Raw genomic sequence first — 26,840 nt, forward strand, 5'->3', positions numbered from 1 at the left:
GAGTAGAAGCGTCCTGATATGGAAAAAGAACGTCTGAAATGGTTGAAACACGTCGAGGACTGGCTGTTGACGGAGGAAGCCGAATGTGGACAGGATGCGGTGGTCGAAAGAGAGAGATTGATTGTGGCGTTGAAAACCCTCAATTACGAGTGGGATTACCTGCTCGATGCTTACGGATCTGCAAGTGAAGTACCAGTCGTATTATTGAAGTTAACCAGTGATAATCCCGAGGTACGTGAGAGAGCCATTTTAACGCTCTATACGACCGTCTTTCATCAAGGGATGAGGACCCTGTCGGCAGTTTATGTTGTGTCTTTTCTGTTTCATTTATTGCTATCAGAGAAGGTTCACTCGAAAGAGGAGATCATTGATTATCTGGTCCACCTGGCGATTGGTTACCCGGAAGAGTCGCTGCCTGAGGGGGTGGAACCGGCTGCTATGCGGCAGGCTGCAGATGATGCTGAACAGGGTATGACTCGCGAGCAGCGTGGTGCCTATCTATATGAATATTACAGCCTACGGGTTGAAGTCCTATGTTATCAGGAGGTATTCAGGCAACTGGATATCCTGATGCCACTTACACACGATTCTGATCCCAAAATCAGGAAGAGCGCCATTTTTGCGCTGGCCTGGTTTCCGGAACAGGCTGAGCAGTCTCTCATCCATATTCTGGATCAACTGGAATCGGAAACGGAAGATGCTGCGGTTGCCAATGCAATTCTGGCTGCCGGGTTACTGATCTATCAGGCAGGGCTCAGCCCTGAGTTGTTGAAACTGGAGAAGTATCGAGGCGAAGCATTCGGTCCACTGGTGCGGATGGCCGTTGCCATTGTTCATGGGCGATTCTCTCTGAACAGGGAGTCTATCGATCTCCTCTTAGCTTCACTATGCGAAGCAGATCAGCTTAATCAATTTCATCGGGAAGACATCCAGTTTTATGATGGCTGGTTTGTAAGCTACGTCATCGAGATCCTGACCTGTGGTTCTGTTGAATCTCAGAAAGAGGTCGTCCTGTCGCTGTGTAATCGAATCGGTACATACCAGAAGATTGAATCAAGTTCAGTTCGGTATGCCATCCTCGATTTGTTGAATCAAGTACAGGATGACGTCTATTCTGAAAATATAAATCTCCTGGTGGCATGTGGCTTTCCCGAACAGAAAGCAGATCTGTTTAAATTAAACTGAACTGGTAGTAGTCCGGGCAAAATTCATTCACTGCCTTCCAGGGCGAACCAGGCCTGCATCTGGTAAGAACAGTTACACTGGGACGAGCCGTCGGGAACGAGGACCAGGCCGCCGGCCGGGATGGCGTTGATGTAACAGCCCAGGCGGATCCCGCCGAAGTTTTCGACGCCGGCTTTGCGGGTCAGGTCGACGTACCCGAGTGTGGCCGAGCGGAAGACCATCATGTGTTTGCTGGCAGAGATCTGGCCGCAGCCATAGGAGCGCTCGAAGGTGAAGGGGATTGGTTTCCCGGACTTCAGTTCCCAGGCGCCCCCCTGCGCAAAGATTTTGTCACCGTTGATGACCGGGTGCGATTGGTACTCGGCTGCGATATCCCAGATCCGTTTTCCTGTTTTGGCATCGACGGCGGCGAGTCGCCCGCCGACTTCAGAAGGGAGCCGGAAGAATTTGTGCCGGATGCCCTGATAGAACATCAGCAGGATGTTGTGGTCTGCGGAAAGTGCCAGTTGGGTGCCGAAGATTTCATGATTGTCTTCCCAGAGGTCAGCCCCGGTTTTGGCCTGGAAGGCTTTCAGCTTGCCTTTGCGGTGTGCGTCTTCCGGAGAGGGAGGGTTGGGGCGACCATTGCGGCGGGCCTGTTTGATGTGGTCGGCTTTGGCGATTTCCCGATCGACGAGAAAGACGCTGTTGTTGCCAATGGTGATTGCGTTGTTACGGATCGAGTACTCGGGCTGGTAGGTCCAGAGAATGTTCCCGGTTTTGGCGTCGGCGGCGAAAAACAGAACCGATTCATTGCGGAGGCTGATGCCTTGATAGCGGGGACTGGTGTGATGCGCGTCGTTACTGACGGTGCCATAGATCACGCCGTCATGGTACGCGAGATAGCCCCAGTTCTGGTTCGGATCGTCGCGACTGACGGGGGTGGAGATCTTGCGGACCAGCTTCCCGGTCTTCAGTTCGATCTGATGACAGAAGGTGTCTTTGCAGACGAAGGCATAGTCGCCCCCGAGACAGAAGTTGCTGCCGACCTCGGCCGTGCTCACATCGTGATGAATGCCGTTCATGTCGGTCAGGTTATTCCTGAGCTGATATTTCCAGAGCGTATGCCCGTTGTAGGCGTCGAGTCCACACAGACCGTGCAGTCCGCCGACAACCATGACGCCCCGATTCACGAGCGGGGCCGGACCCTGTCCGTGCCGGTTGGGAATCTGGAAGTCGACATCGCGATACCAGTACATGCGCAGCGGACCTTTGACGATTTCATCTTTGGAATTCACCGTATTCGTGGAATCAGAGTACTGGTGTGTCCAACTGCCGGCCCCTTTGAGATCGTCTTTGGTTTCCAGCTGCAGGTTATCGAGCGATCCCCAGCAGAACTGGCCGCCGAAGGGACGTTGAATCCGGCGGGCTTCTTTCAGGATTCCCGGAGAGACATCCTGATTCAGCGCAGCCGAGCAGATCACGAGGTTCGCAAAGTTCTTAGAATAAGGGACCTGTTTGGGATCAGCCAGATGCACGGCGACCCGCGAACCATAGAGGCCTGCTGTCGCGAGGCGTTCGCGTGCCTGCTGGGCTTGGTCGGGGTCCGCCATGACGACATAGATCTGAAAGTCGGACTGGCGGGCCAGTTCGAGGGCGAGGTCCGCGTTGGTGGCGCCCAGGTCGACACAAATCCCGGTGGAGACGTCGGTCTTCTCACAGATGGCTTTTGCAGCCTGCTGGTAGAGCGGGCTCGTGGAAACGGGCGATTGTGGCTGTGCCTCGACGGTTTCCGGTGGATGTGCGTTGGCGAAACAGCAGATGACTCCCTGGTCGGTGCTGGCAATGAGGCATTCATCAGAGGCTGCCAGGCCACGGACGGTGCCTTCGATTTCATGCGACCACCAGGTATTGGCCTGGCCTTTGAAGTCGACGCCGGTGACCTTGTTGTGCGAACCACAATAGGCGTCATTGCCGGCGATGATGACATCGGTGATCGTATAATCCAGGGGGATGAGCCGTTTTTCTTTGAGGCTTCTGATCGAGATCGGCTTGCCCTTGCGGTCATTGGTTTTCGTGTCGGTCCACGTGCTGTAAACCAGTGACTGCCCGCTGCCGCGGAGAATGCCCTGGGGAGTCGCCGCGATGGGGCCGGTTCCGGTCTGTTGTGACAGGTCGCCTGTCAGCTGGTCGAACAGGCAGCCCGCGTTCGCGAAGAACTGGTCGGCCAGCATAACTTCCGAGCCGCCGCGCTGCTGATTTTTCTGCAGATGGTAATAGCGAAATTCACCGGTCGTCCGATTAAAGGCGGCGGGGACGGCGCGGCCGGTGGGCATGAAGATCTGGTCCTGGCTGGCAGCGAGGTAGCCTTGTGAGGAGACACCGCTTTTGGCACTCGCACCGCCATGCGGCTGATTCATGAGGCGTTGTCCGGAGTTCTGATTGCTCCAGGCGACGTCTCCGGTTTCCGCGTCGAGGGCATACAGGTAAACGCCATCGGAAGGCCAGACCCCGGCTGCAAAGTAGACCTGATCACCGAGGACGACCGGGCCTCCTCGTGCGGGCCAGTGTGAGATCAGACGATCATTGCCCATGATGAATTTGCGTTCGGGGCCGCCCCGTTTTTTCCAGAGCAGCGCGCCGTCTGCGACATTCAATGCATACAGGCAGCCGTCATCGCTGGCGACAAAGATGCGATCTTTCCAGGCAACGGGAGCAAAACGGATCGGTCCTTCGGTAAAGAATTTCCATTTGAGCTGACCGGTCTTCAGATCGAGGGCGTACAGCTGGTCGTCTGTGGAACTGCCGAAGAGGACCGTCTGATTCACCACGATGGGCTGAAAGACTTCGTCAAAAGTAATGCGGGTATGCGTGGGCCAGGCAGGCGTCGGTTTATTCGGAGTCCGAAACGTCCATTGCAGCTCCATGCGATTGGGGAGCGGTTCCTCTGTCGATCCGCTGCGGGCGGCATCGCTGCGAAACTGGGGCCAGTCGGCGAGAATGAACTCAGGACTGCATGCAAAAATAAACAGAAACAGGAAAACCGGCGGGAATTTCATGAAGCGCCTCTGAGCGACTGGTTGGCGTGAATATCGGCGTGGGTTGATGTGTTTATGGTAAACCATCAAAGAGCCATTGTCACCGAAACGGTCACTCATTTGTCTGATTTCTCAGAAGGCGTAGCAGGTTACCCTCACTCCTGTGTGGCGGATTTCTGTTTTAGATCATGGTTTAAGATCTGCTGGAGTGGGATCGTTCGATAACGCAGTCCTCCCGGTCCATAATAGACCAGATGCAGGGTGTCATCACGGAAGTCCATGCTGGCATAACAGTAGGAGCCTTTGGAATTGTCTTCAATGTTGATCAGTTTTCCCCAGGTGGTGCCATCATCGTAGGACAGCCCGAGTGTGAGAGGCGTGCGCGGTCCCTGGTGGTCTGCTCCGGGGACGACCGCATTATTCCAGATCAGAATCAATGGTGCCTTTTCACCAGGAATCCGTTGTAACAGCATGGGGGCTTCGGGATGCACGATGTCGGTCTTCTCTGCCGGACTCCAGGTCTGTCCGCCATCCTGGCTGAATGAGCGGTACATGCGTGTGGTTTGAGTGCGAATCAGCATCAGAATCCGTCCGTCAGAGAGTTGTTCGATTTCCGGTTCCATTGCACCCCGGAGCGGACAGTCGACCTGGTTGTCAGAGCGATGCCAGGTCTGCCCTTCGTCATCAGAATAGTAACTGAAAGAAACAAAGTGCTCGTCTTTCTGCCAGGCACTGGGAGAACCATAGGCGGCCAGCAGGATGCGTCCTGATTTCAGCCGGATTGCGGCAGAATTCACCGCGAAGATCAGCCCCTGTTTACCATGCGAGAGTTGCTTCGGTTCGCTCCACGATGCTCCCAGGTCTGTCGATTCTTTGTACCAGAGATTGGCAAACCGATTGCTGTCGATACGGATATAGAGCAGCAGGATTTTGCCACTCGTCGTTTTGACAAGGCTGGCTGACATCACATTCATTTTGCCGATATTTTCCTGCACGGTTTGCGGGGGGGACCAGGTTTTGCCGCCGTCATCCGAATGAATCTCGACGAGGCGGGCAGGATCGTGGTCGTTGCCGGTCCCGTGATACCACTGCGTGTAAACCAGCAGCAGACGCCCGTTGTCGAGCGTCAGCAGACTGCCTTCCCCGTGTCGCGGGAGTTCTTTCGTCGCTTTGACAAGCAGTCGTGATTCGGCGCGGCTGAGGCTGCTGAACTGAATCTCTCCGCCGAGAATAAAGGCCAGGATCAGACAGAGTCCGTGAAGGGAAGTAGAACGAGGCATGAATCGCTTCTTTCAGTTAAAGTGATAATCCTGTTGAATTTCGCCATTGCCGGTTTGCACCTGCAGCACTTCGATTTCAGACTGCGTGTTGAATTGTTCCGGCAGAATCTGTTCCCGTTCCGGGGAGTCTGCGGTTTTATCTCCCGGCAGGCTGGAGCCACCACGATAAGCATAGATTTCCACCTGGTATGTCCCGGACTTGACTGCGTTACGTTCGGTGAACTGATAGCGTCCCGATTTAATTTGCGTGGTGCGGGCCGGTGCCTGGGTTCCAGTCGCAGGTGAGAGACGAATTACTCCGTCCAGAATCGGCTGTCCCTTGTAGGTGACTTCTCCGGCAACAGAAGTAAAATCCTGCCCGCCTGTCTTGCTTCCACAACTCGACAGCAGCAGGCAACAGACGCTTAAGATAAAAAAGTTCTGCATGGTCAGGCATCAAATCAATAACGAGAGGGTTAACAACGGATGGCGATGAATACGAGAAACGACCTGTGTTGAGCCGGGAAGATCAGAATTCTCCCACGACCTCACTTCCGGCCCGTGTGGTCAGGCTTTGTAACGTTCCCAGGTCAATATTTTCTGAAAGGAAGCGGACCGCGCCATCAGCCAGTAAAAAATGACAGCCTCCGGTGTGGTAACTCGCCGGGCCGGTGAAGTCATCGCCGTTCCAGTTCCAGCCGGAGAGCAGGGGAAAGTTGGCATTGATCCCGCTACGGACTCCGATGCCGCCTCCACCGTAGGCACCCCAGGTGAAAAGTTCGTGGGAACCGGGAGTATCGCCCACGGTTTCCGAGAACGCGAGGGTATTGCTGGATCCGTCGAGAATATCGCGGAACCTGGTTTTCGAGTTGCGGTAGAACATGCCGTCCTTATTGAAACCGACTGCATCCTGTCCATCCCGCGCGGGGTTCCCGTCTTTACCACTGTGTGCGACCGGTTGATAATGGCTGCCCCAGGAGTCGTTGGGGCCTCCGGCGCCGGTCCAGTTCTGTCCTTCATCCTGCGGGTTACTGGGACAGATGAAGACGTTGATTTTCTGCTGGGTAACAGGCGCATTTGCGGCTGAGTTGAAGGCAGACAGAAAATTAAACTGGTTGTAAACATTGGTCTGATCGAGGAAGGGAAGCAGCATGGTGGCACACATGTGCGAACCGAAGTTCTGGGGCGCCGAGTTGGAATTATCAGCAAAGCTGCGGCCGAAGGGGAACATGCTGTGCGAATCGTGGTAGTTATGCAGCGCCAGTCCGATCTGCTTCAGATTGTTTTTGCAGGTACTGCGGCGCGCCGATTCCCGGGCCTGCTGAACCGCAGGCAGGAGCAGGGCGATCAGAATGGCGATGATGGCTATTACCACCAGGAGTTCGATCAGCGTGAATCCGTCGCGTCGTATAGGGGAGTTTTTACTTGTTGACATCGGAAAATCTCCAGAAACAGATCAACAGGGACAGGAATGAGACGCTCTTGAGAATATACCCGGCAATAGAAGGTGGATATATTGTGATATATCATTGTGATGGTTCGATATATTTTCAATATCAAAATGAAAAAATGAGTCCGATTTCGGAAAATTGCTTCTCGAACGAGGCGCAGCAGGTTCCGGGAAAAGAGCATGGGGAAGTGAAACTTCCGAGGAGAATCAGCAGTGGGCAGTCGTCTGCTGTTCTCGCGGTATTTCTTGTGGAGACACCGAAAACCGGAACCAGCGAATGACGCTCACGCACTGTTCATAACACCAGAAGGTGACGAAGAGGTCTCCGTCGGGCAGCCGGCTGATGTGTGGCGCGCCGAACTTGAGAGCAGCAAACGTTTCCGACATATTTACGCTCGTGTGCGTCATGCCTTCCAGCAGATTGTGTCCCCAGAGCGGCTGCTGATCGAGATTGGTCCAGTGCCCCTGTTCGTCAATCCGGGACAGGCAGGCCCACAGGCCGGGGTGATCCATGCGGCGGTAAATATTCAGCAGACTGCCGTCCTCCAGCAGACAGGGGGTCAGTGTCTGGCCTGTCAGTTGCGTCGAAGCAGGAGACGACCAGGTCGCCCCCCCGTCATCACTGAGCGCGTACTGGTTAGGGAGATCCTGGCCGCTGGCTTCATCATAGCACCAGGCCACCGAGAGCAGTCTGTCGTCGGGGATTTCAATCACCTTCGATTCCCAGAAGATGAGGTTGTTCTGCGGACTGTGCATGATATCCAGGTAGTCACTCCAGTTTTCTCCCTGATCGTTGGAAACGAAGGCCAACTGTCGATTGCCGTTGGGTAGTTGTCCCTCCCAGTCGCGCCAGGTGGAGGTAGACCAGATCCAGCGGCCATCTCTGAGTTCTGTAATGGGGCTGCACATTTCAAATTCCGGACCCGCAAGCGGTGTAGAGACCGGCTCCGGATTGTTCCAGGTCTGCCCCTGATCGATGGAACGCATCAGGAGTAGCTCTGAGGGAACCATACCCAGGGTTTCGGGGTTGCAGAGACCTTCCTCAGTCCGTCCGGTCCGGTCAAACCGGACCAGGTTTGCGATGATTTCCCCGCTTTTTGTGATCGAAAGACGTCCGAATGTGGAAGTTTCATGCCCGGGGACGGCGGTCTCCAGTGGTCCCAGTTGTTCCCAGGTCGCGCCCTGATCCTGTGAGCGGGAGAGGTACGGCTGCAGGTTGACGGCTTCAAAGGCTTCCCCCAGCATGTACATGGCGAGCAGGGAACCGTCGGGCAGGACAACAACCGAGGGAAAATATGCGTGTACGCTGTGGACGTGCGGTTTGGGGTTTTTAAACAGCAGTCCGGTTTCGAGATGTTCAAGTTGCATGTTTTCCCCGTTCCTGTTTCCGCATGAATGCCAGTACGTCACGCCGACCGGCCTGAATCTGTTCGCTCATGATCTGCCGGGCCTGTTCCGGATTTCGCTTTTTTAACGCATCCAGAAGCTGTTCTTTTCCAAGACACGTCTCCTCGGCGCTGGCAGGTGTGATGATCTTGTGCTTCAACTGTCTCAGTGCATAAAAGACGTCGGTGATCGTCCGCTGGTCCTGGATGACTTTTTTCAGCAACCGATTGCGGGAGGCTTCGATCAGAATCTCATGGAATTCGGTCTCCAGATCGACCCAGCGGTTGAACTGGGCCGGTGTGGTATGTCTGGCCTGACGTTCCTGGAGGTCGGCGGTGATCTCGCGCAGATCATCGATGATGAACTGCAGGTCTTCCAGTTGCGACTGGGAGATGAACTGTGCTGCTTCGCCGGCAGCGAAGCTTTCCAGCAGGTCGCGGAGGACATAGAGTTCGTCGAGGTCTTCGCGGCTGATCTCTCGCACAAATGCCCCGGAGCCCTGAATGTGTTCGACGAGTCCTTCTGAAGCCAGACGGCAGATCGCTTCCCGCACTGGAATGGCACTCACGCCCAGTTCCTCCGCCAGTTTGCGGTTCACCAGACGGGTTCCGGGAGCGAGGACGTTCTGTTCCATCTGCTGCCTGATATACTGATAAGATTGTTCGGTCAGATTTTTAGAGACGTCTTCCATCGGGCGTTGGTATCTGCAGCTGTTGAGATCGGAAAAATGTAAAACGGGATGCTTTTAATATATCGTGATATATCGAAGGCGTCAAGTTTTGGTTTTTCCCCGGAAGCTGGGAGTCCCTGATCGACTTCAGGCAGGATGCGGACAGGGAAAGCGCGGACCGGCCGACACTTTCCCTGTTGTGCATTGTAACGCAGATAGATCTGGAGCATCAATAATTATTTCTTCAGCCACAGATCGGCCATGTAGATGGCGGTGATCGTTTTGCCGTTCTTGTCTTTTTCGTGGCTGGAGTACCAGGAAATCACGGCGTGATCCGGCGAGAGGACGAGTATACCCGGGTACGAGTTGTCGCCGCCACTGGGGAGCGTGGCGAATTCGTGCAGCTGATTGTCTTTGAACCAGTAGAGCGAAGTGACGTACTTGCCGTCCTTGCGCTGACGTCCGCCGACGACGTAGCGGTCGCCCCATTTGGCGAGCAGGGGGCCGCCGATATAGCGGTCGAGCTGTTTACGGTCCCAGTGGTCGAAGGGAGGTCGGGAACGCATGACCCAGGCGGGGTTGGATCCGCTGCGACCGATGGCCAGCAGGTCGCCGTTCTTTTCGAACAGGAAGGCGGTTTCGTCTCCCTGGCGTTCGTTGAACAGGCTGGCGGTTTTCCAGACGAGGCCGTCGTCACTTTCCAGGATGGCGGTTTCGATCAGTTCGCGTCCCTGGTCGTCTTTGGCGAAGTGACGGATGCGGCGCCCGCAGAGATAGGCTTTGCCGTCATAGGCGGCAGCACGCCAGATGTAATGGCCGTAGGTGCCTTCCAGCATGATCGGTTTCGACCACTCTTTACCGTCGGCCGACCAGACGGCGAAGCCCAGATGCTCGTTGATGGTGCGGGTTTTGGGAGCGGAGTCGCCGCAGTACCAGGTGCCGGTATAGACGAAGAGTTTGTCTTTGAAGATCAGGAAATGTGGATCGCGGACATCGCGTTTGGGGACCGAGAATTCATCGACCTGTTTCCAGGTTTTGGTATCGTCGCTCTGCATGATCAGAATGCGGGAGGTGGGAAACAGCATATGGCCGCCCGGGCAGGTGCGGAAGGTGAGGTAGTACTTGCCTTTGAATTCGATCATGTCGGTGAAGGCATTGTGTTCGCCGTTATCGAAGACCTGGCGGACATTGGTGACATCGACTGCGGGCAGATCATTATCACTGCCTGCAATCAATAATGCAGGAGAAGTCAGAAGACTGCCGAGCAGGGCCAGGACGGTCAGTAGGGAGGGGGCGAGTTGCTGCATGTTATCGAACCTCGTCAGAAAAAGTTTCAGGTGGTTTGCGGTGGTGTGAGTAACAGGTATTTCAGATGCGAACGCAGTACGGAGCGGGCCCGTTCGACGTCGCGGTCTTTGATGGCGTCGACCAGTTCAAAGTGCTGCCAGATGATGCGCTGGTTGGTTTCCTCGGCCAGGACAGGTGTTTCCCGGGCGGGGTAGGAATTTTCAAACAGGGTCGCCAGCAGTTTCTGCATGTCGGCAATGATCGGAGAGCCGGACATTTCCAGGATCAGGCCGTGGAACTGTCGCTCAACCTCGATGCGTCGGGGGCGGTCTTCAGGAGTGCCGGCGGTCTGCTGGAATTCTTCCGCGAGTGCCGCCAGTTGTGTGATCTGTTCCTCGCTGGCATTTTTGATGGCCAGTTCAATGGCACCCACTTCCAGGGCATAACGGAAGTGAGCGAGGTCGGCGAGTTTTTCCGGTGACCGCGCCAGCGAGGGGAGGCAGTTGGCCCAGACTTCGACCGGGTCGGGGTGGCGGACAATCAGCCCTTTGCGCTTGCGGCCTTCGAGCAGACCCAGGGCACAAAGCCGATTGACGGCTTCGCGGGCAATCCGCCGGGAGACGTTGTATTCTTCGGCCAGTTCGGCTTCCGTGAGAAAGAAATCGCCGTCGGTAAACTCGGCGGACTGGATGCGGTGCCGAATGCGTTCGGAGAGATCCAGGGCCAGCGAGTTGGGCGATTCTTTGTTGATAAGTGTCATTACAGCGTCTTGTTTTGGTGGAAAAATCTTGAATAATGACAATTCGCGATTATTATATGACATTTAATGGGTGTGTCAAATTCAAAGGATGAAATATTCGATGTCGATGCTGGAAGACCATTTCTTAGAGACTGAGATCCTTGTGGCCGGGGGCGGCATGGCGGGTTGCTGCTGTGCGATTGCCGCAGCGCGGTGCGGGGCGCGCGTGATTCTCTGCCAGGATCGCGGGGTGCTGGGCGGGAATGCTTCGAGTGAAGTGCGGATGCATATCGTCGGGGCGAACGGCACGGGGCACTTCGATCGGGGAGCGGAACTGGAGACCGAAGCCCGCGAAGGAGGAATCATCGAAGAGTTGCGGCTGGAGAACTGCGTGCGGAATCCGCAGCGGTCGCCCTCGATGTTTGACCTGATCCTGTATGAAAAGTGCCGGGCCGAACCGAATCTGACGTTGCTGCTGAATACCTGTGTGACCGGTGTGCGGCTGGAGGGGGAACGCATCACGCAGGCGATTGCCGAACGGCAGAGTACGGAAGACCGCTTTACAATTGAGGCGTCGGTTTTCATCGATTGTACCGGCGATGGTCGCCTGGCAGCGGAAGCCGGGGCGCTGTTCATGGAGGGCCGCGAAGGCCAGAACGATTACCGGGAAACGCTGGCTCCCGCCAGGGCGGACAACGAGCGGCTGGGATCGACCATTCTGATGCAGGCCCGCCGTCATGCGCGGCCGATGCCGTTTGTGGCTCCCGACTGGGCACGCCGATTCACCAAAGACGAACTCAAGCTGCGGCTTTACGCAACACCTGGTGAAGAGGAGCCGACGCACGAGTACGGATACTGGTGGGCCGAGTGGGGCGGCACGCTGGATACGATCAAGGAGAATGAAACGATCCGCGACGAACTGCTGGCGATTGTGCTGGGGATCTGGGATCACGTGAAGAACGGACCGCCGGGCACACCGGCGGGGGACGATCCTTTCGAGGCGGCTCACTGGGCGCTGGACTGGTTCGGTTTTCTACCGGGCAAGCGGGAGAGTCGGCGGTTCATCGGACAGCATGTGTTGACGGAGCAGGACCTGCTTGCGTTTCGTGACTTTCCGGATGCGATTGCCTATGGCGGCTGGTCACTGGATCTGCATCCTCCTGCGGGAATCGATGCGGCGGAGGAAGAGCCGTGCCGACAGCATCCGGTGCCGCATCTCTATAATGTGCCGCTGTCGGCCTGTGTTTCGGGGAACCGGAGTAACCTGATGTTTGCGGGTCGGAATCTTTCGGCGACGCACGTGGCGTTTTCGTCGACCCGCGTGATGGCGACCTGCGCGGTGATCGGGCAGGGAGTGGGGACCGCGGCGGCGTGCGCGGTGCAGCGGCGGTTGAGTCCCGCAGAGTTGAGTTCTCATATTGAGGTGATGGCGGAGATTCAGCAGCGGCTGTTACGCGATGATGCGTACCTGGTGGGGATTTGCAGTGCAGATGAGAATGACCTCGCACGGACGGCCCGGATTTCTGCCAGCAGTGAGCAGACGGGATTCGGGGCAACGGAAGTGGTTTCGGGGCAGACACGGAGCGTACAGGGGGAACGGGGCGCACCACCCGAGCGGGCTGTACCGGGCGGTCATCGCTGGATGTCGGATCCGGCTGCGGGACTTCCGGCGACGCTGCTGCTGGAGTGGGAGACGCCGATCGCGGTGCATGAAGTTCAGCTGATTTTTGATACGGGCCTGCATCGGCATCTGACGCTGAGTCAGCACGACGGGTATACGTCGCGGATGTTGTGGGGACAGGCGCAGCCGGAAACGGTGCGGGACTATGCGATTGAGGTGTTTGACGGGCATGGCTGGCAGACTGTGGTGACGGTGGAAGGGAACTGGCAGCGCCGCCGGGTGCATCAGGTGGAGGTGGCAGGAGTGTCTCAACTGCGGCTGTTGATAACGGGGACGAACGGTGTGGAGCAGGCACGGGTTTGTGAGATCAGGGTGTATTGAATTGGGAATTCGAGATACGATTTTTTTACTACCACGAAAGACACGAAAAGCACGAAATGGATCTTGTGTAAGTGCTGGCGAGATAAAGCAGGTACGAATTTAAGAAAATCGAACCGTGGGTGGTATCGAATGTAATCCGATATTGCCGCAGGCAACAGGAGGTCGCAGTGAATGCGATCTGTAGAGTGCGTGTTCCTCAAGCTCTTTTGATCAGTCAAGTGGTTACTCTGTTGTGAATTGATCTCGTGAGCTGGGACCTCCTGCTCGCTGCGCTCGGCCCGAATTATATTCGGGCCTACCCGTCATGTTTAAAAATCATCATCATCCCGTCTCAGGTTCCGGTTACGGTACCAGAGTCCGATAGCGAAGATTGCTATCACGATCACAAAGAAAAATTTGAGGAGGTTAGTGAAAAGCTTGTAGGGCTTTTTTCTGGTTTCGGGGATGGGCGGTTTATACGAAGACTCTGGCGTTTGTGATTCTCCAATGAATTCGAACGCGTCAAAGATCAGGTTGCGATTTTCTTTGTCGTCTAACTGATCACCGGGAAGGTTCAGGAACAGTGTGTAGATCTTTTGATGGGCGGCAAAAGTACGCGCAACAGTAAAGGAGTCCTCAGCCTTGATTTTTAGTAAATATTGATAACAGGGGACATCTTTAAAGACGATGAGTTTTCCACTCATCAATTTGACGGGATCTTCTTCCCGATAGGAATTGCGGATCTGAGCGATTGTGGAATCGTCGAGTTTTGCATCGTCCGGAGCATCCCGCGCTAAAAGCACCAGACTGATACCGGTGCCGTTCCTGCACTCAGCCAGAAAATTCGGAGGCAGTTCCTTCTCAGACCAGGTGAAAAAAGGATCTGGCAGCCTCAGACGACAGGAATAAGCGGGGAATTCTTTAACCCCAGACGTTGTGTCCGGCTCTAACTGAAGAAAAAAACAGGAGATTGCGGCGAGTGTATAGAGCATGATCTGCTTTCAGAGTTTTTTTTCTGATCCTACATAACTGGTTTTGAGTTCGAAACAGAAATCAGTGTAAGATAAGAGAAGTTTAATTGATTGAGTCATTCAAATTCAGTTCCAACCTTGTATCCCCTGCCTGTGAGTCCTGCCGTGAAAAAGACTGCTGTTTTATTTGCCATTGTGTTGCTCTGTCTCCCTCCTGTGCTGGCGGTGGCCGATAACGTTTTGCCGATGATTAATCTGTTGCAGAATCCCCAGTTTGGATTGCGGAATACTGCTGGCTCTGAACCGGGACGCTCGATTCTCTGCTGGAATACGGATCGCTGGGGGGATGTGATCGGCGGAAGCGGAGAGGGTAAATTCAATCTCAACACATCAGCGAAAGCGGTGGAGATTCTGCCGGGCAAACGGATCTGGCAGTTTGCGACGCTGCCGGAACTGGAGCTTAAGTCGGGCGATACTGTGAGTCTGTCGGTCAAGGGAGTACAGGAACAGAGCGGGGCACTCAAGGCGCGGCTTTGTCTGATGCTGATTGAAAGTGCCGACGGCGAGTGGTCGCCGGCGGACTTCGGAATGCCCGACAAGCGGACGTTTGCAAAACACGGACGGGGGGAACTCGTACGCTCGCCGCAGCAGGAGACTTCATCCCAGGTAACCGGGAAGGAATTTTCATTGCAGCTCAACGGGCTCAAGATCGACCCCCGGTTTAAAGAACAGCGTGAGTCGGATGCTGACTTTCGCAATGTGGTGGGCGTGCTGGTGGAATTCGTGAACGATTCTGACCAGCGGGTCTGGGTGAACTCGCCCGCACTGGTCAAAGGGGAAACTGCCGCGAAGACAGCACCGACCACGTCCCGCGCACTCCCCGAACTGTATCAGAAGATTCCCCGCACGATGGATAAGCTGACAACGGGACAGCCGATTTCGATTCTGACTCTGGGTTCGAGCATCGATCGGGGGAGTGCGAATCCGCGGCTCTACTTTTATGACGAAGATCCCGCCAGCCCACATTATAAGGAACCGCTGATCGAGGCCCGGCCGGGTAATCCCGAGGCGATGAAACGTCTGATCGCAGAACGTATGGGGCGGCCCGATCTGCAAGATTATGTGGGCTGGTCGCAGCACTATTTCATGTATACGGGACGGATGCGACGGGAGTTGCTGCGGAAGTTTCATTATCCGGTTGAGAAGATGCTGCTCAACGTGATGGCCTGCGATGGTTCTTCGATTGGCGAGTCACACAGCGGCTTCAAAGCTTATGCGGAACTGGAGCTGCCACCCAACCCGAATGAGAACGGCCACCCGACCGGGAAGTCCTGGCAGGAACTGTATCCCGCGCTGTTTGAGAACGGAAACAAGCCGGGGCCGGACCTGGTGATTTTCGGGCACGGGCATAACGAGCATATCGACCGGCCGGATGAAATCGCCGCCTATGAAGGGGCGATTCGCTGGTTTCAACGTCATTATCCCGGCGTCGAGTTTGTGTCGTGCATGTGGATTCGGGATAAGGGACAGCCGAATTCGATGACGGAGCCGATGCAGGAGCTGTGCGACTACTACGAAATACCATTCGCGGACATGGGGCAGCTGATCATCGATCTGAAAAAGACCAGCAATTATTTTGCGATGGCCCCCGATGGTGGGCATCCCGCCGCCGGCAGTCATTACCTGTGGTTCAAACAGCTGGAGCAGGTGTTCGAGATGCCGGCGGAAGCCACACTGCAGGGAGTGCCGCAAAAACAGTTGCCGCCGCGGATGAATGGGTATGCGCGGAACTGGGAAGGGACCATGGTCCGGTTTCAAAAAGACAGCCCGCGGCTTGTAGACGGGCGGATGATGATCCTGGAAGACGCCGCGTTCAATCTCTGGGCGGATAACAAACGGGAGATGATGCAACTGCTGATCGATGGTCAGCCGGCAGAGCATGCGGGGCATGGTCGCCACAGTTTCTCAGTTCCCAATCCGCGGAATTCGACGTTCGTGCATGGACGGCTGGCGCGCGGGGATCGGCATATCATCGAGATTCCGAATCCGAGTGCGCGGCTGAGTGCCGTGGATTGCAAGGTGGGATTGAAGCGTCGTTTCTATGGCGTGGAGGCGCAAGGCTGGCAGGGGAAGTCTGCGGTGAAAGCATTCGAGTCGAAGTGGGGGGCACCGTATGGAGAGCAGGCGTTCCTGTTGCAGCCGGGAGAGACGCTGGAGATTGAAGTGGAGGCGGATGAGCTGTCGATCGCCTGGCTGGATGATCCGGCTGGAGGGACGCTGGTCGCAGAAGTGGACGGCAAGCAGGCCTGGTCGCAGCCGACGAATCAACCGTTTACCGATTCGCAGGAGCGGAAGCATTTTATTGAGAACCGTCGCGGCATATTGGAGCTGCCTTTCGGGAAGCATCGGATTCGGTTGCAGGCGGAAGGGAAGCCGGTGCGGGTGCTCGGGGTGTTTGGTTATGACGGGCGGTAGGGACCACGAAGGGGGCGAAAAATACTACTGCGAAAGGCTTGGGATTTTTTCTACCACGAAAGGCGCGAAAGGCACGAAAGACACGAAAAGTGTTTCTGGCGGGAGTGCGTGTGAGAAAGTGGGTGGTACCGGATGTAATCCGGTATTGCCGCAGGCAACAGGAGGTCGCGGGGGATTGTAATGTGGTGAGGGGGCGTACCTTATTTTGGGGCAGTCGAGTTGGTGACTCTGTTGTGAATTGTTTTGGTGAGCTGCGACCTCTTGCTCGCTGCGCTCGGCACGGATTACATCCGTGCCCACCCTCTAAGATGCTTGACTGATCTGGTTCCATTGAGAGGGGAAATGAACTCGTTCGCCGTGAGGCGGGCGGGCACGTGGGCACCGCCCGTACGTTTGAGTTGAGGAGCGGTCTTTCTCAGTTGGGTGGTTTCTCTGTCAGTTTCCTGCTCGCTGCGATCGGCCCGAATTTTATTCGGGCTTACCCGTTACTGTTGCGTATGTTCAATCTCTGCAGTGCTTTATGTTTATTCTGCTCTTCTCGGTTTGATGAATAAATATCTTTTTATCAGAAACTGCGTTAGATTGGGGATGGTTGATCTAATGAACTGATACAGGATGTTTTGAATAGACCTGACTTGCGCGCGGAAGGGCCTTTGTTTTGACGAATCGTGATCTGGATGAGGAATATGTGGCGTTGATTGCCGGGAGCCAGCCTGTGTTGCGGGGGCTTTTGGTGGCGCTGATTCGTCGGGCGGCCGATGTGGATGATGTGCTGCAGGAGACGAATACCGTTCTGTGGCGGAAGCGGGATGAGTATGACCCGGAGCGGCCGTTTCTGCCGTGGGCGTGCCGGATCGCTCAGCTGCAGGCGCTGGCCTTTTTCAAACGGGTGCGGAACGACGGACAGGCGGTGCTGGAAGAACGGACGCTGGAGCAGATCGCGGCTGCGACAACGCGGCGGGCGATCGAGGCGAAATCGCATGCGGAGGCGTTGACGCACTGTATGGAAAAGCTGCCAAGTTCGCATCGACAACTGGTGGAGAGCCGGTATCGGGATGCGGTGCCTGTGAATCAGATCGCTGCGGATGAGGGGCGATCGGCAGATGCAGTTTCGATGACCCTGTATCGCATTCGTAAAACGCTGATGGAGTGCATCCAGAAGACGATGGCCCGGGAGGCGCAGACATGAATTCAACCGACAATGCTTTGCGGAATGAACTGGCGCAGCTGACCAGCCGATTGATGGCGGATGAGCTGACGATTGTCGAGGATGCGCGGCTGACCGAGATTCTCAATGCGCATCCCGAGTTGATCGACGAATACACGGACCAGCTGCACCTGGATCAGCTCTTGAGCACGAACCTGTATGCGGCGGTGCCGGACGGGATCAGCCTGGAGACGCTGCAAACGGATGCGGGGACTGAGGACGCACCTGTGGTGGTGAAAGCTACGGCTGCGGGAGCTGCGGGGAGTGGCTTCGGTTATCTGGCGCAGGTTTCTGTGGTCGTCGTGCTGCTGCTACTGGTGGGGAGCTTCGTCTGGTTCCGGGGAAACGGAGAGACGAACTTGCCTGAGGAGCCGGTGGCAGTCACTCCTGAACCGCTGATCGAACTGCCCCGTTATGTGGGGATGCTGCTGGATACGGAGGATGCTGTCTGGGAAGACGAGCAGCTGGGGGATGACATCGCTTATGGAACCCGGTTTGCCTCAGGGAAGCAGCTGTGGCTGAAATCGGGGATTGCCCGGATTCGCTTTGAAAGCGGGGCGGGCGTGGTGCTGGAAGGTCCCGCGCAGATTGAACTGAATTCGTCCATGAATGCGAAGTTGAACTATGGCAAGCTGGCCGCGTATGTACCTGACGAAGCACACGGATTTACCGTCGATACGCCGAAGATGGAGATTGTCGATCAGGGGACGCGGTTCGGGACGGTTGTCGATCCGCTCGGAAAAGCCGAAGTACATGTGTTTGAGGGGGAGGTCGATATCAAACCCAAGGCTCAGGCAGAGCAGCCCCGTATTCTGAAAGCGAGCCAGGCGGTGCTGTTCACACGCGGTAATGCACAGGGGGCCGACATCCGGGTGACGCCGACCAAGTTTGCAGATGTACCGACGCCCGAACAGCTGATCGCGGCGAAATCGGGAAACTATCCGCCGTTAGAAGAGGTACCCTTTGAAGCAGAAGCACCCTTCAATGAATTCGCGCTGCTGCATATTAACACTGCATTACCCAAAAATATTCTGGCAGGTGAAGCATTTGAGTACCGGGCGACTTCGTTGTCGGAACAGACCGGGGGTGTGGGCTTCGGTCATGAGGGCTGGTGGGCTGATGCGAATTTTACGCGGCTGATGGTTCCCGAACAGCGTCTGCAGTGGGGCGCACTGGAGGGGGGACCGATGGTATTGCAATCTCGCGGTCATCATCATGCTTATCCTTCGCTGGCACATCGCATGGCCCGCAAACTGGCAGAGCCACTCACCGAAGATTTCTATTTCAGTCTGCTGGTGAAGTACGAAGGGTTGGACAAGAACGATTTCTTTGCCCTCTGGTTTGACGATGTGGCGGGGGGCAAGGGGAGCAGCCATTCGCGGGTTCCGAACTTCGGCTTGAAAGAGAAACAGTTCTTTACCCGTTTCGAGGTGAACAAGGAAGGCTTTTCCAGGGAACTGATCGACGGAGAATGTTTTCTGCTGGTGGGGCGTGTGATGAAAGATCAGTCGTCTGATTTCAATCGCCTGGAATTCTGGGTGAATCCGGACGGTGATCGGAGCGCGTCTCCGGATGCCGTGGTGCAGCAGGAAACAGGGGCGAAGCCGTTGAAAGAGATCAACGTCGTGGGAATGCGGATTGGACAGTACACGGAAGTTTCTGATTCGCTGTTCGTGGATCGACTGGTACTGGGGAAGACTTTTGAATCAGTGACACAACCTGTAGAGAATTGAACATGGATTTTGGCTCAAGAGGATTGAAGGCAGGATGATACATCGGGCTCAGATATTGAATCGAGTATACACGCACCTGGTCACGACGCTGTTGGTGGGCGGGTTACTGTTCTGTTCCGCAAGAGCGTTTGCCGAGGAAACTCCGCGGCTGGCGCATGGGCTGGTCAACCCGCAGATCGATTCCGTGAAACGGGATCAGAAAGGGTTTGGCTGGAACGGGGGGTGGGTGCTTTCGAATCGTCACCCGGCGCTGTTTGTAGATGCGAAGCCGAAGCAGGCCTCCGGTTCCGCGATTCAGCATGAGGCGTTGATTCAGGGATCGGTAGAGCGGAACAACCCGTTGCGGCGGGAGTTGAAGGAGACGTACCAGGACCAGGAGCTGTTCCTGCGGTTTCGTTTCCGGTATGCGGCGGATCAGAAGCCGCGCGATGAAGGGGAGTTTTTCGTCTTCTGGCTGGATCGTTACGAGGGTTCGGACAAGGCCGTGCATGCGAATCATGTTCCGAATATCGGCGTACATATTGCCTCCAGCGGTCCCCAGAAGGGGAAGGTTGTTTTCATGGTGCGGATTGGCTCACAGCAGACGGCCTGGAGTTCGGTGGAACTGGAACGCGACCGGGATTACGTGGTTGTGGGTCGGCTGTCGAAGCCGGAGAAATCGTTGCGGGCTGGGTTCACGCGGTTTGATTTGTGGGTGGATCCCAAGCCGGGCGAACTGGGAGAACCAGTGGCTTCGACTGTGAATCCGCAGAGTGTGAATGCCGTGCGGTGGGTCGGTTTTGCAACTGGATTAAAGACGGAACTGGAAGACCGGATCTACGTGAGTGACCTGGTGCTGAGCCGGACGTGGAGCGATGTGCTGGATCTTTCACCGGGACAGATCCCGAAACTGGCGGGCAAGAAAAAGACGGCGTGGTCGAAGCCGGTGGATTTTGAAAAAGAGATCTACCCGCTGCTCAAGTCGCGGTGTTTCAACTGTCATGCGGGAATGAATCCGGATTCCGGGTATCGGCTGGATGTGCATGAGGAACTGCTGGGCTTCAGTACGGGAGAGACGCTGATTGTGCCGGGGGACAGCGAACAGAGCAAGCTGATCGAACTGGTCTCCACACAGGTGGCGGAAACGCGGATGCCTCCCGTCGATGCGGGCGCGGCTTTGAAGAAAGAAGAGATTGCGAAGCTGCGGGCGTGGATCGACCAGGGGGCGAAGTGGGATTATGCCTTGCTGCCGACACCGAAGACGGAATCGGATCACTGGGCGTTTCAGCCTGTGCAGCGTCCTGAGATACCGCAGGTGAAGAGCAGTAAGCCGATTCGGACGGCGGTTGACGCATTCCTGGCGCGGGCCTGGAATAAGGCGGGGATTAAGCCGGTTCCTGAAGCGGACCGGGGGACGTTGATCCGCCGGTTGTACCTGGATCTGACGGGGCTGCCGCCGAGTGCAGAGGAGATTGAGGCGTTTGAATATAATACCGATCCCCGGGCGTATGAGAAACTGGTGGAGCGACTGCTGGCTTCTCCCCATTATGGCGAACGCTGGGCGCGGTACTGGCTGGATCTGACGCGGTGGGCCGAGAGTCACGGGTATCAGCACGATCTGCCGCGACCATATGCGTGGCGGTATCGGGATTATGTGATCGAGAGTTTCAACACGGACAAACCTTATGATGTGTTTCTCAAGGAACAACTGGCGGGGGATGAGCTGACGCCTTACGCGGACGAGCATGTGATCGCGACTGGTTTTCTGGCTTCGGCCCGGATCAGCGGGAACAATATGGACAAGGCGGCGCAGCGGAACGATGTGCTGGTGGACATTGTGAATGTGACGAGCAGTGCGCTACTGGGGCTGACGCTGGAATGTGCCCAGTGCCACAATCATAAGTTCGATCCCTTGACGCAGCGGGACTATTATCGGCTGCAGGGGTTCTTCGTGAATGGACAGCTGGGGAATCTGTCGCTTAAAGGGGACGGGCTGCCGAACCCGACCGAAATGAATATCTGGATGCCGAAAGGGACGTATGATTTTTATGAGCGCGAGGCGAAGAAGCTGATCAACCGCAAGCGGTTCGAGCATACCAGGGAGCCGCATACCTGGGGGTATTATTCGCCGCTGACCGGACAGGAAGAGATCGAACGGCTGCCGGTCGTGAACCGGGATCCGATTCCGTATTCCGCGGAACAGTTGAAGCAGACGAAGTCGCAGATTCTGATTCGCGGGGATGTGCATAAGCGGGGTCCGGAAGTGGGTAAAGGCTGGCCGGCGGTACTGGGAGCTACGACGAGCGGTTCAGATCAACTGTCGCGGACGGCGCTGGCGGAGTGGCTGACGGATCGGAAGAATCCGCTGGCCTCGCGGGTCTGGGTGAACCGGTTGTGGCAGTATCATTTCGGACGGGGACTGGTGGCAACGCCCAGCGATTTCGGCGTGCAGGGGGAACCGCCTTCGCATCCCGAGCTGCTGGACTGGCTGGCCTCAGAGCTGATGGAACAGGGGTGGAGTACGAAGCAGATTCACCGGGAGATTGTGCTGTCTTCCGCGTATCGTCAGCAGAGGTCGTTCAACGAGGCGAACCTGAAACGGGACCCGGAGAACCGGCTGCTGTGGAGCTGGCCGCGACGTCGACTGGAAGCGGAAGTGATCCGGGATTCGATTCTGTGTGCGACGGGAGAACTGAAACGGGAAGTCGGGGGACCGAGTGTGCCCCAGGAGCGGGAGGAGCAGAATCTGCGGCGGACGATTTACCTGTTCCAGCGGCGGAGCGAAATGCCGTCGGTGATGGCAATGTTCGATGCACCGGACAGTGTGACCAGCTGTTCGCGGCGGCAGGTTTCGACGGTGGCACTGCAGCCGCTGTTTATGTTGAACAGTCAGTTCATGGATCGACGGGCGCAGGTACTGGCGGAGAAGATCACAGAGGATGTGGGCGAAGATCACGGGCAGCAGGTGACGCAGGCGTTTGTGCGTGTGCTGGGACGTAAGCCGAATGCGCAGGAGCGGGAACGGTCACTGGTCTTTTTCCAGGGTGAAGAATCTGCCGAATCGAAAACACGGCGGCTGTCGATGTTGTGCCATGCGTTAATGAATCTCAACGAGTTTATGTATATTCCCTGAAGGCGAGGGCTTTGATGTTGTTTGATCCGCAGAATGTGAGTCATGGTTTTTCTACGTCGCCTGTGAGCCGACGGGCGATGCTGGAGCAGAGCGTGCTGGGCATGGGTGCGGTCGGTCTGGCGGCGCTGCTGGCCGACGAGGGACTGCTTGAGGCGGCTGAGGGAAAACAGGCGGTGACCGGACAGAGTCATTTTCCGGCGACGGCGAAGAGCGTGATCTTTCTGTTCATGTCGGGGGCGCCGAGCCAGGTGGATACGTTCGATCCGAAGCCGCTGCTGACGAAGCTGGAAGGAGAGCCGGTGCCGGCGAGCATCGCGGCCCGGGTGCCCAACATTCCGCGGGCGGGGCTGGGTTCGAAGCTGATGGCGTCGCCCTTCACGTTTAAGAACTACGGGGAGAGCGGGATTCCCGTATCGAACATGTTCCCCGAGACGGCGAAGATGATTGATGAGATCTGCGTGCTGCGGTCGGTGAATCATCGGGTGCCCGTGCATGGTCCCGGGGAATGTATTGCGCTGACCGGGTCGGCAGTGGGGGACCGGCCCAGCCTGGGAGCATGGATGACGTACGGCCTGGGGAGTGAGAGCCGCGATCTGCCTGGATTTATTTCGATGCTCTCGAACAGCACCGGGCCGGCACCTCAGACGCCGGGCTGGGGGAACGGGTTTCTGCCTTCGCGTTACCAGGGGACCCTGGTGGACGGCAAGCGGGGGATTCCCTATACGAAGATGCCCGCCGGTTATTCGCATGCCAACCGGCGCGAGCAGCTGGATTTCATCAAATGGATGAACGAAGCGCATCTGCAGCAGCTGGGGCAGGATTCGGAACTGGAGGCGCGGATTGCCTCGTACGAGCTGGGTTTCCGGCTGCAGACATCGGCGCCGGAGGTATTCGATCTGAAGAGTGAATCGGCAGAGACTGCGGAGCTGTATGGCCTGGATGACAAGGAGACGGCGGAGTTCGGCCGGCACTGTCTGATTGCACGGCGACTCGTGGAGCGGGGCGTGCGGGTGGTGCAGTTGCGGAATGGAGGCTGGGACGCGCATGGGGCGATCAAGGCGAATCACACGAAACGCTCCAAAGCGACGGACCGGCCGGTGGCGGCACTACTAAAAGATTTGAAACAGCGGGGGCTGCTGGATGAGACTTTGGTGGTGTGGGGAGGTGAGTTTGGTCGGACGCCGACGACGGAAGGGAATACGAAAGGAGACCGGCGGGGCCGCGACCATCTGCCGACGACGTATTGCATGTGGATGGCTGGCGGCGGCGTGAAGGGGGGCCAGATTATCGGTCAGACGGATGAGCTGGGTTATACGCCGGTGGAACGGCCGATGTCGCCCGCGGACCTGCATGCGACGCTGTTGCATGCGTTGGGGCTGGATCAGCATAAGCTTGTCTATAGGCATAATAACCGGAAGGAGATTGCGACGGTGCTGGGTGGGGAAGTGGTGAGCGAGGTGTTTGGGTAGACTACGAACAATTCGAAATTTTTCTACCACGAAAAGCACTAAAGACACGAAAATTTGCTGACGCAGGTTGGTTGCGTTACGGGAGCGGATGTGGGTGGTACCGGATGTAATCCGGTATTGCCGGAGGCAACAGGAGGTTGCAGGGCAGGCGATGTAAAGAGTACACGTTCCTCAAACTAAATTAATTTGGTTGGTGTCTCTGTTGTTTAATGCTCTGGTGAGCTGTAACCTCTTGCTCGCTGCGCTCGGCCCGAATTGCATTCGGGCTTACCCCTGATGAGGGATCTCAATTTGACTGTCGGACAAGCCGGCAGATGGTACCCGGCGTGGAGTTGTTTGACTAGGTGTCGATCTCTTGTTGCTCGTTTTGCGTCAGGTATTCTACCAGTGCTGAATCGGGGCTGGCCAGTTCGGAAACCAGAGTTCGGAAACGCTTCATATCCGCAAGGAACATGGGTAGCCAAATCTTGTTTGAACGGCTGTGAAGTATCGCCATTTTAAGACCAGGCAGATAGTTGAGCGGTCGCACATTCTCTGTTTCACTCCATTTTTGCTCTCGATAGAACCCCCAAAAGTCATGGCCTCCAATTCGATCCTGATACACGCTGACCTTAAAGTATGCGACTACAAGGGTTAATAGAGCTGCTGCAGCGACTGCCATTCCAATAATAATCACCAGAATTGCGATCAGAGTACCAGCAAAATGCATGTTTTCAACACCGCAATCCACTGCATCTGCAATCACAATCAATAGAAATCCCAGAAGATCCCAGGCCATCACCACAAGGTACATACGCTTGAATGATAATTTGAATCTGGCGATGGGTTTCTCTTTCATCGGCCCTTTTCCCAAGAGATGTCTCGATTTTCCGAGACTTGATGGTCAGTATATACTTTAGCCATGCCTCATCGCTCAAGCAAGAAAAACGCAAACTGGGGAAGTGGTGAGTGAGTTGTTTGGGGAGACTGTGAATCGCTCGAAAATTTCTACCTCGAAAGAGACGAAAGTTTTGCTACCACGAAATTCACGAAAGACACGACAATTATACTGACGCAGGTTGGTGGCGTTACGGGAGCGGATGTGGGGGGTACCGGATGTAATCCGGTATTGCCGGAGGCAACAGGAGGTTGCAGGGCAGACGATGTAAAGAGTACACGTTCCTCAAACTAAATTAATTTGGTTGGTGTCTCTGTCGTGAATTGTTCTGGTGAGCTGGGTCCTCTTGCTCGCTGCGCTCGGCCCGAATTGCATTCGGGCCCACCCCTGGTTTAACTTTGATTGGTTTCTGGGGAATCTTTAGATCTTCGAAACCGGCGTCTAGCGCCTTGCCGCTCATTTTTTTATAGATCGAATTTGATGCCCTGGGCTAAGGGGAGTTCGGTGGAGTAGTTGATGGTGTTGGTGGCGCGGCGCATGTAGGCTTTCCAGGCGTCGGAGCCGGATTCGCGACCGCCGCCGGTTTCTTTTTCGCCTCCGAATGCGCCGCCGATTTCTGCACCGCTGGGGCCGACGTTGACATTCGCGATGCCGCAATCGGAGCCGGCGGGAGTGAGGAACTGTTCCGCCTGGCGGATGTCGTTGGTCATGATGGAGGAAGAGAGTCCCTGGGGCACGCCGTTATGCAGGGCGATGGCTTCGTCCAGCTCTGTGTAGCGGATGACGTACAGAATGGGGGCGAAGGTTTCCTGTTGTACGATTTCGGTCTGGCCGGGCATCTCGACGATGGCGGGGTGGACGTAACAGCCTCCCGCGGGGACATCTTGCATAATCGGATTGCCGAAATGGACGGTGCCTCCCTGTTCCTCGGCGGTACGTAGGGCTGTTTGCATCGCGTCGAGCGAACGCTGATCGATGAGCGGGCCGACGAGCGTTCCCTCATCGAGGGGGTTGCCGATTGGTAATTTCTCATAAGCTTTCTTGAGTGACGTGAGGAGTTTGTCGGCGATGCTGTCGTGGACGATCAGGCGACGGAGTGACGTGCAGCGCTGGCCGCAGGTCCCCACGGCGGAGAAGAGGGCGGAGCGGACCGTCATTTCGAGGTCGGCGGATTCGGTGACAATCATCGCGTTATTGCCGCCCAGTTCGAGCAGACTCAATCCCAGCCGACCGGCAACCGTGGAGGCGACAGCGCGTCCCATGGGTACCGAGCCGGTGGCTGAGATCAACGGGAGATCGGGGTGTGCGGCGAGCGCCTGTCCGACGTCGGCACCGCCAATGAGCAGGCTGGAGATGCCGTCGGGGGCTTCGGGGAAGTCGCGGGCGACGTTGTTGACGATCTGCTGGCAGGCGATGGCGCAGAGCGGCGTTTTTTCCGAGGGCTTCCAGACGACCGGGTCGCCGCAGACGAAGGCGAGCATCGCATTCCAGGACCAGACGGCGACCGGGAAGTTGAAGGCGCTGATCACGCCGACCGGTCCGAGCGGGTGCCACTGTTCCATCAGGCGATGGCCAGGGCGTTCGCTGGCGATGGTTTTACCGTAGAGCTGACGGCTCTGCCCGACGGCGAAGTCGCAGATGTCGATCATTTCCTGTACTTCGCCGAGGGCTTCCTGCGTGATTTTGCCGGCTTCCCAGCTGACGATGGCGGCGAGGTCGGCCTTGTGTTCGCGGAGGGCGTTGCCGATCAGCCGGACGAATTCGCCGCGGCGGGGAGCGGGGACGTTGCGCCATGTTTGGAAAGCGGACCGGGCGGTGGCGACCACCGTGTCGACGTCGCTCGGCGTGGCCTGGGTGAGTGTAACGAGCGTCGACCCGTCGATGGGGGACTTACCCGTCAGTGCTTCACCGGCGCCTGCCTGCCACGTATTTCCGACGGCAACGGCGACGGGATGATCGTTGACGCCGATCCGCTGTAACACTTCCTGTATCGGATGAGTCATTTTTGAGCCTCACTTGCTG

The 26,840-nt window shown here is 56.5% G+C and carries 18 protein-coding genes; 7 read left to right on the forward strand and 11 right to left on the reverse strand.

Translation table 11 applies throughout. The features are described 5' to 3' along the window. Positions 1-18: 18 nt before the first annotated feature. Entirely contained in the window at positions 19-1,185 is a 1,167-nt protein-coding gene (locus HG66A1_RS07260) for a hypothetical protein (protein WP_145181518.1), read from the forward strand. 23 nt (positions 1,186-1,208) lie between these two features. Here HG66A1_RS07260 and HG66A1_RS07265 read toward each other — a convergent pair whose 3' ends face one another. The 8 genes from HG66A1_RS07265 to HG66A1_RS07300 all read right to left on the reverse strand — a co-directional run bounded on the left by HG66A1_RS07265 (position 1,209) and on the right by HG66A1_RS07300 (position 11,014). After that, positions 1,209-4,223 carry a PQQ-binding-like beta-propeller repeat protein gene (locus tag HG66A1_RS07265; protein ID WP_197997021.1) on the reverse strand — a complete coding sequence of 1,005 codons (3,015 nt, stop codon included), beginning with the start codon at positions 4,221-4,223 and terminating at the stop codon, positions 1,209-1,211. 134 nt (positions 4,224-4,357) lie between these two features. Further along, positions 4,358-5,482 carry a sialidase family protein gene (locus HG66A1_RS07270; protein ID WP_145181523.1) on the reverse strand — a complete coding sequence of 375 codons (1,125 nt, stop codon included), beginning with the start codon at positions 5,480-5,482 and terminating at the stop codon, positions 4,358-4,360. 12 nt (positions 5,483-5,494) lie between these two features. Then, positions 5,495-5,908: a hypothetical protein gene (locus HG66A1_RS07275; RefSeq protein ID WP_145181525.1), complete on the reverse strand. Its 414-nt coding sequence runs from the start codon at positions 5,906-5,908 to the stop codon at positions 5,495-5,497. 82 nt (positions 5,909-5,990) lie between these two features. Continuing rightward, on the reverse strand, positions 5,991-6,896 hold the full coding sequence (locus tag HG66A1_RS07280; protein WP_145181527.1) for a DUF1559 domain-containing protein: 906 nt from the start codon (positions 6,894-6,896) through the stop codon (positions 5,991-5,993). 222 nt (positions 6,897-7,118) lie between these two features. Continuing rightward, complete coding sequence (locus HG66A1_RS07285) at positions 7,119-8,279, reverse strand: sialidase family protein (protein WP_145181529.1); 1,161 nt, start codon at positions 8,277-8,279, stop codon at positions 7,119-7,121. Then, entirely contained in the window at positions 8,269-8,988 is a 720-nt protein-coding gene (locus HG66A1_RS07290; protein WP_145181531.1) for a GntR family transcriptional regulator, read from the reverse strand. The genes HG66A1_RS07285 and HG66A1_RS07290 overlap by 11 nt, the downstream gene beginning before the upstream one ends. A 215-nt stretch (positions 8,989-9,203) precedes the next feature. Continuing rightward, a complete protein-coding gene (locus HG66A1_RS07295; protein ID WP_145181533.1) occupies positions 9,204-10,274 on the reverse strand; it encodes a hypothetical protein in 1,071 nt (356 codons plus the stop codon). Between the two features lie 26 nt (positions 10,275-10,300). Next, positions 10,301-11,014, reverse strand: coding sequence for a FadR/GntR family transcriptional regulator (locus HG66A1_RS07300; RefSeq protein WP_145181535.1), 714 nt, complete (start codon positions 11,012-11,014; stop codon positions 10,301-10,303). Between the two features lie 100 nt (positions 11,015-11,114). Between HG66A1_RS07300 and HG66A1_RS07305 the strand changes: the two genes are divergently transcribed. Then, complete coding sequence (locus tag HG66A1_RS07305; protein WP_145181537.1) at positions 11,115-12,995, forward strand: FAD-dependent oxidoreductase; 1,881 nt, start codon at positions 11,115-11,117, stop codon at positions 12,993-12,995. Positions 12,996-13,303: 308 nt separating this feature from the next. On the opposite strand, the gene HG66A1_RS07310 is transcribed toward HG66A1_RS07305, so the two are convergent. Then, positions 13,304-13,966: a hypothetical protein gene (locus tag HG66A1_RS07310; protein ID WP_145181539.1), complete on the reverse strand. Its 663-nt coding sequence runs from the start codon at positions 13,964-13,966 to the stop codon at positions 13,304-13,306. A 144-nt stretch (positions 13,967-14,110) separates the two neighbouring features. On the opposite strand from HG66A1_RS07310, the gene HG66A1_RS07315 reads away from it, so the two are divergent. The 5 genes from HG66A1_RS07315 to HG66A1_RS07335 all read left to right on the forward strand — a co-directional run bounded on the left by HG66A1_RS07315 (position 14,111) and on the right by HG66A1_RS07335 (position 23,941). Continuing rightward, positions 14,111-16,420 (forward strand): SGNH/GDSL hydrolase family protein, encoded by a 2,310-nt coding sequence (locus tag HG66A1_RS07315; RefSeq protein ID WP_145181541.1) that lies wholly within the window; start codon positions 14,111-14,113, stop codon positions 16,418-16,420. Positions 16,421-17,078: 658 nt separating this feature from the next. After that, positions 17,079-17,609, forward strand: a complete 531-nt coding sequence (locus HG66A1_RS07320) for a sigma-70 family RNA polymerase sigma factor (protein WP_145181543.1) — start codon at positions 17,079-17,081, stop codon at positions 17,607-17,609. After that, complete coding sequence (locus tag HG66A1_RS07325; protein WP_145181544.1) at positions 17,606-19,360, forward strand: FecR domain-containing protein; 1,755 nt, start codon at positions 17,606-17,608, stop codon at positions 19,358-19,360. Before HG66A1_RS07320 ends, HG66A1_RS07325 begins: the two co-directional genes overlap by 4 nt. A gap of 34 nt (positions 19,361-19,394) precedes the next feature. Continuing rightward, a complete protein-coding gene (locus tag HG66A1_RS07330; RefSeq protein WP_145181547.1) occupies positions 19,395-22,472 on the forward strand; it encodes a PSD1 and planctomycete cytochrome C domain-containing protein in 3,078 nt (1,025 codons plus the stop codon). 14 nt (positions 22,473-22,486) lie between these two features. Then, the gene (locus tag HG66A1_RS07335; RefSeq protein ID WP_145181549.1) at positions 22,487-23,941 is read left to right on the forward strand and encodes a DUF1501 domain-containing protein; all 1,455 of its coding nucleotides are present in this window, start codon (positions 22,487-22,489) and stop codon (positions 23,939-23,941) included. Positions 23,942-24,281: 340 nt separating this feature from the next. On the opposite strand, the gene HG66A1_RS07340 is transcribed toward HG66A1_RS07335, so the two are convergent. Both HG66A1_RS07340 and HG66A1_RS07345 read right to left on the reverse strand, forming a co-directional pair. Beyond that, positions 24,282-24,779 (reverse strand): hypothetical protein, encoded by a 498-nt coding sequence (locus HG66A1_RS07340; RefSeq protein ID WP_145181551.1) that lies wholly within the window; start codon positions 24,777-24,779, stop codon positions 24,282-24,284. Positions 24,780-25,282: 503 nt separating this feature from the next. Then, positions 25,283-26,821, reverse strand: a complete 1,539-nt coding sequence (locus tag HG66A1_RS07345) for an aldehyde dehydrogenase family protein (RefSeq protein WP_145181553.1) — start codon at positions 26,819-26,821, stop codon at positions 25,283-25,285. Positions 26,822-26,840 lie beyond the last annotated feature (19 nt).

Origin of the sequence: Gimesia chilikensis, from assembly GCF_007744075.1 — a bacterium.
GTDB lineage: Bacteria > Planctomycetota > Planctomycetia > Planctomycetales > Planctomycetaceae > Gimesia > Gimesia chilikensis_A.

Bases quoted from the DNA above. Each gene is read 5' to 3' on its own strand.
- HG66A1_RS07260 (WP_145181518.1), top strand. From the start codon at position 19: ATGGAAAAAGAACGTCTGAAATGGTTGAAACACGTCGAGGACTGGCTG.
- HG66A1_RS07265 (WP_197997021.1), bottom strand. From the start codon at position 4,223: ATGAAATTCCCGCCGGTTTTCCTGTTTCTGTTTATTTTTGCATGCAGT.
- HG66A1_RS07270 (WP_145181523.1), bottom strand. From the start codon at position 5,482: ATGCCTCGTTCTACTTCCCTTCACGGACTCTGTCTGATCCTGGCCTTT.
- HG66A1_RS07275 (WP_145181525.1), bottom strand. From the start codon at position 5,908: ATGCAGAACTTTTTTATCTTAAGCGTCTGTTGCCTGCTGCTGTCGAGT.
- HG66A1_RS07280 (WP_145181527.1), bottom strand. From the start codon at position 6,896: ATGTCAACAAGTAAAAACTCCCCTATACGACGCGACGGATTCACGCTG.
- HG66A1_RS07285 (WP_145181529.1), bottom strand. From the start codon at position 8,279: ATGCAACTTGAACATCTCGAAACCGGACTGCTGTTTAAAAACCCCAAA.
- HG66A1_RS07290 (WP_145181531.1), bottom strand. From the start codon at position 8,988: ATGGAAGACGTCTCTAAAAATCTGACCGAACAATCTTATCAGTATATC.
- HG66A1_RS07295 (WP_145181533.1), bottom strand. From the start codon at position 10,274: ATGCAGCAACTCGCCCCCTCCCTACTGACCGTCCTGGCCCTGCTCGGC.
- HG66A1_RS07300 (WP_145181535.1), bottom strand. From the start codon at position 11,014: ATGACACTTATCAACAAAGAATCGCCCAACTCGCTGGCCCTGGATCTC.
- HG66A1_RS07305 (WP_145181537.1), top strand. From the start codon at position 11,115: ATGTCGATGCTGGAAGACCATTTCTTAGAGACTGAGATCCTTGTGGCC.
- HG66A1_RS07310 (WP_145181539.1), bottom strand. From the start codon at position 13,966: ATGCTCTATACACTCGCCGCAATCTCCTGTTTTTTTCTTCAGTTAGAG.
- HG66A1_RS07325 (WP_145181544.1), top strand. From the start codon at position 17,606: ATGAATTCAACCGACAATGCTTTGCGGAATGAACTGGCGCAGCTGACC.
- HG66A1_RS07330 (WP_145181547.1), top strand. From the start codon at position 19,395: ATGATACATCGGGCTCAGATATTGAATCGAGTATACACGCACCTGGTC.
- HG66A1_RS07335 (WP_145181549.1), top strand. From the start codon at position 22,487: ATGTTGTTTGATCCGCAGAATGTGAGTCATGGTTTTTCTACGTCGCCT.
- HG66A1_RS07340 (WP_145181551.1), bottom strand. From the start codon at position 24,779: ATGAAAGAGAAACCCATCGCCAGATTCAAATTATCATTCAAGCGTATG.
- HG66A1_RS07345 (WP_145181553.1), bottom strand. From the start codon at position 26,821: ATGACTCATCCGATACAGGAAGTGTTACAGCGGATCGGCGTCAACGAT.